The sequence below is a fragment of the Brachybacterium tyrofermentans genome (genome assembly GCF_039526165.1).
In the GTDB taxonomy this organism is placed as follows: Bacteria; Actinomycetota; Actinomycetes; order Actinomycetales; family Dermabacteraceae; genus Brachybacterium; species Brachybacterium tyrofermentans.
This window is the reverse complement of record NZ_BAAAIR010000046.1, coordinates 322,482-334,098: the sequence shown is the minus strand read 5'-3', so window position 1 is coordinate 334,098 and position 11,617 is coordinate 322,482. Positions and strand designations below refer to the sequence as shown.

The 11,617-nt window shown below is 70.0% G+C and carries 9 protein-coding genes; 6 read left to right on the top strand and 3 right to left on the bottom strand.

The genetic code is table 11. From position 1 onward, the window contains the following. Positions 1 to 57: 57 nt before the first annotated feature. The gene (locus ABD093_RS15590; protein ID WP_343925631.1) at positions 58 to 1,164 is read left to right on the top strand and encodes a fatty acid desaturase family protein; all 1,107 of its coding nucleotides are present in this window, start codon (positions 58 to 60) and stop codon (positions 1,162 to 1,164) included. A gap of 253 nt (positions 1,165 to 1,417) precedes the next feature. Then, positions 1,418 to 2,071: a ribonuclease FAU-1 family protein gene (locus ABD093_RS15585; RefSeq protein WP_343925629.1), complete on the top strand. Its 654-nt coding sequence runs from the start codon at positions 1,418 to 1,420 to the stop codon at positions 2,069 to 2,071. 94 nt (positions 2,072 to 2,165) lie between these two features. Here the strand turns inward: ABD093_RS15585 and ABD093_RS15580 are convergent, their stop codons facing one another. Both ABD093_RS15580 and ABD093_RS15575 read right to left on the bottom strand, forming a co-directional pair. After that, positions 2,166 to 3,950 carry an ATP-binding cassette domain-containing protein gene (locus tag ABD093_RS15580; protein ID WP_343925627.1) on the bottom strand — a complete coding sequence of 595 codons (1,785 nt, stop codon included), beginning with the start codon at positions 3,948 to 3,950 and terminating at the stop codon, positions 2,166 to 2,168. Between the two features lie 89 nt (positions 3,951 to 4,039). Next, a complete protein-coding gene (locus tag ABD093_RS15575) occupies positions 4,040 to 4,540 on the bottom strand; it encodes a beta-class carbonic anhydrase (protein WP_343925625.1) in 501 nt (166 codons plus the stop codon). Positions 4,541 to 4,691: 151 nt separating this feature from the next. On the opposite strand from ABD093_RS15575, the gene pepN reads away from it, so the two are divergent. Further along, positions 4,692 to 7,253 (top strand): aminopeptidase N, encoded by a 2,562-nt coding sequence (gene pepN, locus ABD093_RS15570; protein ID WP_343925623.1) that lies wholly within the window; start codon positions 4,692 to 4,694, stop codon positions 7,251 to 7,253. A 123-nt stretch (positions 7,254 to 7,376) separates the two neighbouring features. Here pepN and ABD093_RS15565 read toward each other — a convergent pair whose 3' ends face one another. Continuing rightward, the gene (locus tag ABD093_RS15565; RefSeq protein WP_343925621.1) at positions 7,377 to 8,378 is read right to left on the bottom strand and encodes an ABC transporter substrate-binding protein; all 1,002 of its coding nucleotides are present in this window, start codon (positions 8,376 to 8,378) and stop codon (positions 7,377 to 7,379) included. A gap of 106 nt (positions 8,379 to 8,484) precedes the next feature. On the opposite strand from ABD093_RS15565, the gene ABD093_RS15560 reads away from it, so the two are divergent. Genes ABD093_RS15560 through ABD093_RS15550 form a run of 3 tightly spaced genes read left to right on the top strand, consistent with a single transcriptional unit; the run spans position 8,485 to position 11,592 of the window. Further along, positions 8,485 to 9,591: a FecCD family ABC transporter permease gene (locus ABD093_RS15560; protein WP_343925619.1), complete on the top strand. Its 1,107-nt coding sequence runs from the start codon at positions 8,485 to 8,487 to the stop codon at positions 9,589 to 9,591. Then, a complete protein-coding gene (locus tag ABD093_RS15555; protein ID WP_343925618.1) occupies positions 9,588 to 10,649 on the top strand; it encodes a FecCD family ABC transporter permease in 1,062 nt (353 codons plus the stop codon). The genes ABD093_RS15560 and ABD093_RS15555 overlap by 4 nt, the downstream gene beginning before the upstream one ends. Beyond that, on the top strand, positions 10,642 to 11,592 hold the full coding sequence (locus ABD093_RS15550) for a mechanosensitive ion channel family protein (protein ID WP_193116198.1): 951 nt from the start codon (positions 10,642 to 10,644) through the stop codon (positions 11,590 to 11,592). The genes ABD093_RS15555 and ABD093_RS15550 overlap by 8 nt, the downstream gene beginning before the upstream one ends. Positions 11,593 to 11,617 lie beyond the last annotated feature (25 nt).

Here is an 11,617-nt window from a genome sequence, read left to right as displayed (position 1 = left end):
CAGGTTCGCTCCGAGGAGGGACGCCAGGAGGCTCGTCCCAGCACTAGCGTCATCGACATGACGACCACTGCACAGCGGCCTCCGGCCCAGTCTCGACCTCCGGTCCAGTCCCGGGCCGCCGCCCAGACCAAGGACTACTTCGAGCTCTCGCAGCGGGTGAAGGACGCCGGCCTGATGGGTCGCAACGTCCGCTCCTATGTTCTGCGCACCGTGCTCCTCGGCCTCGCCTTCGTCGGCACCTTCGTGCTGCTGCTGACGCTGGGCAGCACCTGGTGGCAGCTCGCGGTCGCCGTCCTCTTCGGGATCCTGTTCACGCAGGCGGCGTTCATCGGCCACGACGCCGCGCACCAGCAGGTCTTCTCCTCCGGCAAGCGCAACGCCTGGTTCGCCCGCATCATCGGCAACCTCGTGGTGGGCCTGGCCATCGCCTGGTGGACCCGCAAGCACAACAAGCACCACGCGAACCCCAACACCGTGGGCCGTGACGGAGACATCGCCGGCGGAGTGCTGGTGTTCATCCCCGAGGAGCAGGCCACCCGCACCGGCTTCATGGCCTGGTTCGCGAAGCGTCAGGGCTGGGCCTTCTTCCCGATCCTCACGCTGTTCGGCTTCGTGCTGCACTACGAGGGCATCACGGCTCTGCTGAAGACCGAGAAGGTCAAGCACCGCAAGGTCGAGATGGCACTCGTGCTGGTGCGTCTCATCGGGTTCCCCGCGATCGTGTTCTCGACTCTGGGCCTCGGCATGGGCCTGGCCTTCCTCGGCGTGCAGATGGCCGTCTTCGGTGTCTACATGGGCTCCTCCTTCGCACCGAACCACAAGGGCATGCCGCTGATCCCCAAGGGCCTCGAGGTCGACTTCCTGCGCCGCCAGGTCCTCACCAGCCGCAACATCAAAGGCGGCCTGCTGATGAACTGGGCGATGGGCGGGCTGGACCTGCAGATCGAGCACCACCTGTTCCCCCGCATGCCCTCGGCGAACCTGCGCAAGGCGAAGCCGATCGTCAAGCAGTTCTGCGCCGAGCGCGGGATCACCTACACCGAGACGAACCTGATCACCTCCTACGGGATCATCATCAAGTACCTCAACCGGGTGGGCCTCGGCCACGCCGATCCCATGGACTGCCCGCTGGCAGCCCAGCTGCGCGGCGCCTCCGTCGCCTGATCAGCATCGCCTGATCAGCATCGCCTGACCCGCTCGCGGGGCCGTCACCTCGGTGGCGGCCCCGCAGTCGTCTCCCCGCGGTCGTCTCCCAATCCCGGCACTGCCGCCCGGAACCGGCGCGCCGCCCGCACGGTCCAGGGGCAGGCGGTATGGTCGCCCCATACGCCTACCCCTTCACGGGCAGAGCAGCCCCGGCCCGATGGCCGGTCGGTACGGGGCGTCCGTGGAGGCCGATCCGGCCGGGATCACCACCATGTCTTCCTCCCCACGCTGGTCGCCTGGCGACCAGGTGACCTGGACCTACTACACCTCTCAGCACTCCACCCGCACCGTCCGCCCCGGCACAGTCGTGCTGGACGACGATCGCGGCATGGCGGTCTGGATCGCGCCCGGCACCGAGGTGCTGCTGCCCGTCCTCGAGTCCGGCGCGGCGCTGCGCCGCGCCGGCGACGAGGGCATGTTCACCGCGCCCCGGCTGCAGTCCAAGCAGCTGTGGACCGGGAACGGCATCCTCATGATCGCCCTGCCGGACAAGCCGTACTCCGTGTGGCTGTTCTACAAGGACGACGGCTCGCTGGGCTGCTACTACATCAATCTCGAGACCCCGTACGAGCGCACCGACGAAGGGGTGCGCACCCGGGACCTCGTGCTCGACCTGGTCGTGCTGCCGCGCCGCGACTGGCACTACAAGGATGAGGACGAGCTGGAGGGTGCCGAGCGCACCGAGTACTTCTCCCCCGAGGAGATCGAGTCCATCCGGGCCGCCGGTCGCGAGGCCGAGCAGCACATCGCCGCCTGGTCCTACCCCTTCTCCGCCGGATACGAATACTTCTTCCCGGATCCGAAGTGGCCGGTGCCGTCCCTGCCCGCGCACTACACCTGGGATCTCGACCTCACGCGACGCTGATCGGATCACGGACCGGATCACGCCGGGACGTGCCGTGCCGTGCAACGTGGGCTGGACTGGACTGTGGGCTGGACCGCGCTGTGGGCCGGGCTGATCAGGACAGCTGCTGGGCGAAGATCTCCGCGAAACGGGTCCCGGGTACCAGGAGCTCCTCGTAGGTGCCGGTCTCCACGATCCGGCCCTCCTCCAGCACGTGGATGCGGTCCATGCCGCGCAGCGTCCACGCACGGTGCGAGACGACGATCGTGATGTGCCCAGCGGCGGTCTCCCGCAGCTGGGCGAAGACCTCCTGCTCGGCCTCGGCGTCGATCGCCGAGGTGGGCTCGTCGAGCACACGGATGCCCGCGCCGCGCAGGTGGATGCGCGCCAGAGCGATCCGCTGCCATTGCCCGCCGGAGAGCCCGACGCCGCCGAACTGCGGGCCGAGCATCGTGTCCAGGCCACCGGGGAGGCGTCGGACGAGATCCCCCGCGCGGGCCGCGTCCATGGCCTGCCAGATCTCCTCGTCGGCCAGGTCCTCGCGCGGGGTGCCCAGGGCGACTGCGTCGCGCACCGTCATCTCATAGCGGCCGAACTCCTGGGTGACCAGACCGAAGCGCCCCAGGCGCTCAGCAGCCGAGAGCTCGCCGGCGTCGACTCCGTCGATCTCGACGACGCCGTGATCGGGGCCGCCGGAATCGAGCTCGACGATGCCCATCAGGGCGGAGACCAGCGTGGTCTTCCCCGCGCCGTTGACGCCGACCAGGGCGATCATCTCCCCCGCGACGGCACGGAGGCTCGCTCCCTGTACAGCGGGCCTCGCGCCGCCGGGATAGGTGATCGACAGCCCGTGCGCCTCGAGGGAGCCGACCTCGCGGACGACATGCTGCGTGGGCGCGGCGTCTGGGAGCCCTTCCAGCTCACGGAAGCGGGCGATCTTCGGGGCCACGGAGATGACGTCGCCGAGCGCGAACCCCGCCCCGCGTGTGGCCTGCAGTCCGGCGATCACGCCGAGCACGCCCGCTATGAGTCCTCCGGACCCAGCTCCTGCATTCAGCACGGCGATCAGCGCGCCGCCGAGGAGCAGGGCCGTGGCGACGCCCCCGAGCAGGTCGCCCTTCAGGAGCCGTGCATAGGTGCGGTCGAGGATCTCGGTCGCGCAGCCGTGCGCGTCGTTCGCTTTCACCGCCACCTTGGGGCCGGTGCCGAGCGTCGCGAGCTCGCTCGCCGTACGACGGTCGATGAGCTGGTCGAGAAGGTAGCGGGCACGGAAGGCGTGGCGGGTCTCCTTGTCGAACTGCTCGTCCTGCATCCGCGCCGCCCACGAGAACGTGATCAGACTGGGGACGAGGGCGAGGACCACGAGTCCCGCCGCGAGCGCGGAGAACGGCAGAAGCGCTGCACCCAGAGCGATCGCGGCGACGATCGCGGACAGCGCGCTGATCACGGAGATCGGGCCGCGGGCCAGCTCGAAGGTGCTGTTCCTCCCGCCTTCCACGAGGGCGTGGATGCGGGAGTCGGCGATCCGCCGCGGGGTGAGCACCGCTGCGGTCGCCGCGGTGCGTCGCACGAGGTCCGAGCGCAGTCGCAGGCTCGCGCGCTGACCGGTCAGGTTCTCCGCGCTCGAGACCACCTGACTCAGACCGACCAGGGCTGTCAGGACGAGCACCGGCACGAGCGCATCCTTCCAGGTCGACCCCGCCGCGGACTCGACGACCCAGGCGACCACGCTCACCTGCGCCGCCGGGATGAGCGCCAGAAGGAGCGATGCGAGAGCCGCCAGGGCTACCCACCGAGGGTTGGTCCGCACGGCTTGCCGCAGGCTCCAGAACGCACCTCCGAGGATGACTCGAGGCCCGAGGGCGCGCGGGGAAGCTTCATCGTCCTCCTCGGTGGGCATGGTCGGACCCTACCGGCGACAGGCCGGCGTGTCGTGGCGTTTTCTCAGGGTCGATCAGCCGCGCGACGCGTGGGCGGCGGGTCCCTCGATCACGCGTCGTCGGCGATTTCGGTGAGGGTCCCGTCGGTGACGGAGTAGACGAAGCCGCGCACCTGATCCCGGTGTGGGATGGAGGTCGTCGCGGCGATCCGTCGGAGGGACTGACGGACGTCCGCCGCCGGATCGGCGAAGGCTTCGGCGGCCCAGGAGGGGCGGATCCCGGTATCCGCCTCGATCTGCGCCTTGAAGTCGTCGTCGGTGAACGTGAGCATGCCGCAGTCGCTGTGATGGATCAGCACGATCTCCCGGGTCCCGAGCAGTCTCTGGCTGATCGCGAGGGAGCGGATCGCATCCTCGGAGACGACGCCGCCGGCATTGCGGATCACGTGCGCCTCACCCTCGGACAGACCGAGCAGGCCGTAGACGTTCACGCGGGCGTCCATGCAGGCGAGAACTGCGATCTGACGTCCAGGGGGCATGGGCAGATCACCGTGGGAGAAGGAGGCGGCGTAGTCCTGCGCGCTGGAGAGCAGCTCATCGGTGATGGACATGGGGGTCTCCTCGAGGTCGGGATCGACAGGTATCCAATAGCTCACCTTATGTCACTCCCAACCACTACGACAGGCCTGCGCTCGAGAGTCGAGACGTGCTCGAGATCAGATCGCACAGGATCACCCCACCAGCGGTGGCAGGATGGACGCCATGGCATCCGAGAATCTCACGCGCGACGAAGCGCGCAGCCGCGCTTCGTTCCTCAGCACCGACTCCTACGACATCCGGCTGGACCTGACCACGGGCCCGGAGACGTTCCTGACCGAGACCACCATCCGCTTCTCCTCCACCACGGCGCAGGAGACGTTCGTGGATCTCATCGCGAAGGCGGTGCAGGAGATCGAGCTCAACGGCGAGCTGCTGGCCGATCCCGCATCCCGTTTCGACGGCGCCCGGGTGCGCCTGCCCGCCCTCGCCGAGGGCGAGAACGTTCTGCGGATCCTCGCCGAGGGGAACTACATGAACACCGGCGAGGGTCTGCACCGCTTCGTGGACCCGGTCGACGACGAGGTGTACCTCTACTCCCAGTTCGAGGTCTCCGACGCCCGCCGGATGTTCGCCTGCTTCGAGCAGCCCGACCTGAAGGCCACCTTCCAGCTCACGGTCACCGCCCCCGCCCACTGGCGGGTCATCTCCAACGCCCCGACCCCTGCTCCGTCCGCCGCCGAGAACGGCACGGCTGCTGAGACCGCCACCTGGTCCTTCGATCCCACCGAGCGGATCTCCACCTACCTCGTCGCACTGATCGCCGGCAACTACCAGGGCGGCACCGGCGAGATCACCACCCGCGACGGTCGCACCGTGCCGATGGGCGTGTTCGCCCGCGCCTCCCTCGCCGAGCACGTCGACGCGCAAAACGTCATCGACGTGACCAAGGCCGGTATCGACTTCTACGAGGAGGCCTTCGACCAGGACTTCCCGTTCCGCAAGTACGACCAGGTCTTCGTCCCCGAATACAACATGGGCGCGATGGAGAACCCCGGCGCGATCACGTACGTGGAGTCCTACGTGTTCCGCTCCGAGGTCTCCGACGCGGTGCGCGAGCGCCGCGACCTCACGATCCTCCACGAGCTCGCCCATATGTGGTTCGGGGACCTCGTGACCATGCGCTGGTGGGACGACCTGTGGCTGAACGAGTCCTTCGCCGAGTACGCCTCCACGCTCGCGAGCGCCGAGGTCACCCGCTGGACGGACTCCTGGACCACCTTCGCCCTCTCCGAGAAGGGCTGGGCCTACCAGCAGGACCAGCTGCCCTCGACCCACCCGATCGTGGCCGACATGGTCGACTTCGAGGCGGTCGAGACCAATTTCGACGGCATCACCTACGCCAAGGGCGCCTCGGTGCTGCGCCAGCTGGTCGCCTATGTGGGCCGCGACGAGTTCTTCGCCGGGGTGCGCGCCTACTTCGCCAAGCACGCCTGGAGCAACACGGAGCTCACGGACCTTCTGGTCGAGCTCGAGGCCACCAGCGGCCGCGACCTCAGCACCTGGTCGCAGCTGTGGTTGCAGACCGCCGGCGTCAACACGCTGCGCCCGCTGATCGAGCGCGCCGAGGACGGCACGGTGACCAGCTTCGCGATCCAGCAGACCGCTCCCCAGGAGCACCGGACGCTGCGCCCCCACCGTCTGCAGGTGGGCGGCTTCTCGCTGGAGGGCGGCACGCTCGCGCGCACGTCGTCCGTGGAGATCGACGTCGACGGCGACCTCACCGAGGTGCCCGACCTGGTCGGGAAGCGCGCCGACCTGTGGCTCGTCAACGACGGCGACCTCGCCTACGCCAAGGTGCGTCTGGACGACGACTCCCTCGCCGTCGCGATGGATCATCTGCGTGATCTGGACGATGCGCTGGCTCGCACCCTGCTGTGGTCCTCCGCCTGGGACATGGTGCGCGACGGCGAGCTGCCCAGCCGCCGCTACCAGCAGCTCGTGCTCGCCAACATCACCGGCGAGGACTCCTCCTCCGTCGTGCGCACCCTGCTGCAGCAGCTCGAGACCGTCGCCGGTCCGTACGCCGCCCCGGATCAGCGCATCGGGCGCACACTCGACGCCGCGAGCGCGGTGTGGGAGCTCGCCCAGGTCGCCGACGCAGGGTCCGACGCCCAGCTCCAGTTCGTGGAGTCCTTCGCCCGGCTCGCCCGCTCCGACGAGCACCGCGGGACCCTCGAGGGTCTCCTGGGCGGATCGGTCACGCTCCCCGGCCGGACCATCGACACCGATCTGCGATGGAAGCTCGTGATCTCCCTCGCCGTCCTCGGCGGGATCGACGTCGCCGGCATCGACGAGCAGCTCGCCTCCGACGACACCCAGTCCGGCCGCAAGAGCGCCCTGACCGCGAAGGCCGCCCTGCCCACGGAGGTCTCCAAGGCGAAGGCCTGGCGGCGCACGATGGAGAAGGACACCCTGGCCAACGAGTCGATCACCGCCGTGATCCTGGGCTTCCGCCGTGTGGTCGACGAGACCCTGATCGCCCCGTACCGCCAGCGGTACTTCGCGGCGATCAGCGCGGTGTGGGCGGAGCGGTCCACCGAGATCGCCAACCGTCTCGTCTCGGGCTACTTCCCCTCCTCCTACGGGGGTCAGGGCGTGCTCGACGACGCCGACGCGTGGCTGGCCGACGCGGAGGAGGCCCCCTTCGGCCTGCGCCGCATCATCATCGAGGGTCGCGACACCGTGGCCCGTCAGGAGAAGGTCCGCACCGCGGACGTCAGCTGATCCCCTCGCGGGTCAGCTGAGCCACCTCAGCTGACCCACCTCGACGCCGATGGGCGCCGTGCACCTCAGCGGTGCGCGGCGCCCATCTGCTGTCAGAGCCAGTCGGCTGTGCGAGCCCGGTGCTCAGGCGTCGAGCGTCTTCTCGATCAGCGGGACCATCTTCTCGACGGCGTACTTGGTGGAGAGCACCGAGCCCAGCGAGTAGGCGGAGGACAGATCACCCTCGAGGACGATGGCGCGGCCGTCGGCGACCGCCGGGATCGCCTGCCACTGCGGATCCTCGGTGATCTCGGTGGTCTCGATGTAGATCGGGAACGCGACGATCAGGTCGGCGTCGAACAGGTCGAGCTGCTCGGCCGAGACGTCCACGCTGAAGCCGGTCGCGGTGGCCGGGAGCTCGGCGATCGCCTCGGACTGGACGAATCCGAGGCGCTTGAGGAACTCCACCCGCTCGGTGCCGTCGACGTAGGCGCCCCAGCCCTCGGAGGTCCGCGTGGCGGCGGCGACGCTCAGGCCGTCCCACTGCTCGTGCTGCGAGGCGGCCTCCACGAAGAGGCTGTCGATCTCCCGCTGCAGGGCGTCGGCCGCGTCCGGGACCCCGAGGGCCGTCGCGATCATCGTCAGCTGCTGCTCGGGGGTGGTGAGGTAGTTCTCGCCGCCGGAGGGGACCCCCACGGTGGTGGCGATCTGGGAGAGACGGTCGTAGCGGTCCTGGTCCCCCGAGCTCTTCACGTCGAGGATGAGATCGGGCTCGAGCGCGGCGATCGCCTCGTAGGAGGGCTCGAGCGTCTCGATGATCGTCGGCGCCGTGTCGTACAGGCCCTCGGCCCACGGCCCGACACCATCGCCGCCGAACGCCAGCCAGTCGGAGGCGCCGACGGGCTGGACGCCCAGGGACAGCGCGGTCTCCGCGTCGCCCCATCCCAGGGCGACGATGCGCTGGGGAGTGGCTTCGAGGGTGATCTCGCCGAAGGCCGTGTCGACCGTCGCCGGGAACGCCCCGCCCTCGGATCCCGCGCGGGTCGGCCCGTCGGCGGAGTTCTCCGCCTGGGAGTCGCTGCACGCGGCGAGCACGAGGCCAGAACCGGCGGCGAGGACGACGGCGAGCGAACGACGAGTGATCATGGTGGGTGCTCCGTGGGATGGGTGATGGTCCCGTGTGAACCGTAGGCGAGGTTACCCTTACCCTCTAGGAGGCCAACAGGCCCCTCACCCCCTCGGGAAGCAGATTGTGACCGGACGCTCACCCCTCACGGCCCCGCGCCGGCCCCGCATCAGGAGAGCCGGACCGCGCCCGCGGCGCCTGGTCGCGACAGGCCTCGCGCTGGTCGCGCTGGTTCTGCTCTGCGCTGCGAGCCTCTACGTCGGCTCCCGCCTTGTGCCCCCGACGACGGTGAGCCGGATCCTCATCGATTCGCTCACACATCTGGGGTCCGGCCAGTCCTCGCCCGAGCGCGCCCGGGCGCTCGGCGTCATCGCCCAGGACTATTCGGCCGTGGTCGACCTCCGCCTGCCCCGCACCGTGATCGCCCTGAGCGCGGGCGCCGCCCTCGGGGTCGCCGGCGCCCTGATGCAGGTGCTGACCCGCAACCCGCTGGCCGAGCCGGGGATCCTCGGGGTCAACGCCGGCGCAGCCTTCGCGATCGTGCTCGTGATCGTGCTCCTGGGGGTCTCCTCCCCCGTCGTCTTCGTCGCCGCCTCCCTCGCGGGCGCCTTCGTGGCGACCCTTGCGGTGTTCCTGATCGGCACCCTGGGCGCCGGGGTGATCACGCCCGAGCGGCTCACCCTCGCCGGCGTCGCGATCGGAGCAGTGCTCGCCGGGATCACCTCCGCGTTCCGCCTGTCGAACCCGCGGGAGTACTCGATCCTGCTGAGCTGGGAGAGCGGGGACCTCTCGCAGCGCGGGTGGGAGACGGCGCTGCCTGCACTGCCGGTGGTGCTGGCCGGTCTCGTGCTCGCCCTCGCCCTCGCCGGGCCGATGAACGCGCTCCTCCTCGGGGAGGACATGGCCGCCTCGCTCGGGGCGAACGTGCGCAGGACCCGCTTCCTGCTGGTCCTGGCGATCACCCTCCTGGCCGGGTCGGCGACCGCCCTGGCCGGACCGATCGTGTTCCTCGGCCTGATGGCCCCGCACGTGGCGCGCTGGATCGTGGGCCCGGACCAGACCCGGCTGCTGCCCCTGGCCGCGCTGCTGTCCGCGGTGATCATGGTGCTCGCCGACGTCATCGCCCGCGTGGTGATGTGGCCCGGCGAGGTGCCCGTGGGCATCGTCAGCGCCCTGCTCGGCGCCCCGGTGCTGATCGTGCTGGTCCGACGACGACGGGCGAGCGGGCTGTGAGCGCCGCGAGGACCGCGGTCACCGCGCGACGCACCCGCTCCGTCGTCGTCTGCACCGTGCTGGGGCTGATCACCCTCGTGCTGACCTTGATCGCCCTGTCCCGCGGCGACTTCCCGCTGACCCTGCCCGAGCTGCTCGAGGCCCTCACCGGCCGCGGCGGCTTCGCGAGCACCATCGTGCTGGAGTGGCGACTGCCACGCGCCCTGGCTGCGGTCGTGTTCGGGGCCGCGCTGGCCCTGTCCGGGGCGATCTTCCAGACCCTCACCCGCAACCCGCTGGGCTCCCCCGACGTGCTGGGCTTCTCCACCGGCGCCTACACCGGCGTGCTGCTGCTGACCCTCGTCGCACCCCCTGCGGCGGCCGGCCTGCTCGGAGGCGCCGCCACGACCGTCGGCGCCCTCGTGGGCGGGATCGGCTCCGCCGTGATCGTGTACCTGCTGGCGCGGCGCGACGGCGTGCAGGGATTCCGGTTGATCGTGGTCGGCATCGCGATGTCCGCCATGCTCAACGCGGTCAACGTGTGGATCCTGCTGCAGGCCCTGGACGAGGTCGCCATGGCCGCGAGCATGTGGGGCGCGGGCACGCTGTCCCTCATCGACTGGGCAGGGCTGGTCCCCGTGCTGATCCTGCTGGTCGTCGTGGTTCCCCTGCTGATCCTGTGCGTGCCCCTCCTGCGCCAGCTCGAGCTGGGCGACGACGTCGCCGCCGTGCACGGTGTCGCCGTCGAACGCACCCGACGTCGGATCCTGCTGCTGGCGGTGGTGCTGGTGGCCGCGGTCACGGCGCTGTCCGGGCCGATCGCCTTCGTGGCGTTGTCCGCCCCGCAGCTCGCCAAGCGCCTGGTGCGCGGCACCGGCATCCCGCTCGCGGCGAGCGCCGCGATGGGGGCGGTGCTGCTCAGCGGCGCCGACCTCGTGACCCAGCACGTGCTGCCCACCGCCCTGCCCGTCGGCGTGGTGACCATCGTGCTCGGTGGTCTCTATCTCGTGGGTCTCCTGCTGGCCCCGGCTCTCCAGGCTCTGCGCACCGGTGGGCGTTATGGTCAGGACCATGCCTGACGAACCCTTCGACCTCGGAACCCTGCTCTCCAGCCCCGGCACCGACGAGGCGCTGTCCGTGATGGATCAGCTCGTGAGGTGGCTGACCAGCAGCGGTCTGCTGATCGTGGTGATCCTCGTCGCCGCGACCTTCGCCACCATGGTGGCCAGCTGGCTGCTGCGACGCTTCTTCCGCACCATGGCCGATTCCGGCACGAAGCTCTCGAGCGTGGCCGGCTCGGTCGTCAAGCGCGACGCGCGCGCCCAGAAGGCCGCGCAGGCACGACGCGAGCAGCGGGCCGAGACCCTCTCCAGCGTGGCCCGCAATGTCGCGCACCTCATGATCTGGGCCGTGGCCCTGGTCATGATCCTGGACAAGATCGGGGTGAACATCGCCCCGGTCATCGCCTCGCTCGGCGTGATCGGCCTGGCCGCCGGCATCGGCGCGCAGACGATCATCAAGGACGTCGTCGCCGGCATCGTCATGCTGTTCGAGGACATCGTCGCCGTGGGCGACTACGTGGACCTCGAGTACGCCGAGGGCACCGTGGTGGGGATCAACCTGCGCGTGACCCAGGTGCGCGGGATCGACGGCGTGCTGTGGACCGTGCGCAACGGCGAGATCATCCGGGTCGGCAACTACTCCCGCGGCTACTCCAACGCCGTGGTGGTGCTGGATATCGATGCGGACGCCGACGACGACATCGTCACCCAGGTGCTCACCTCCGTCACCGACGAGCTGGCACAGGACACGGACTGGGCACAGCTGGTCCAGTCCGGGGCGAACATCAGCGGCATGCTCGACGTGGACGGCAACCGCTACCAGCGCCGCGTGATCATCCAGACCTCGCCCGGGGAGCAGTGGGGTGTGGAGCGCGAGCTGCGTGGCCGCATCCGGGCCGCCTTCGCCGCGGCCGACGTCTCCTTCGCCCAGCCCCGCTTCACCGACATCGCCCAGCCGTGATCTGCTCAGCCGTGATCAATCCCGA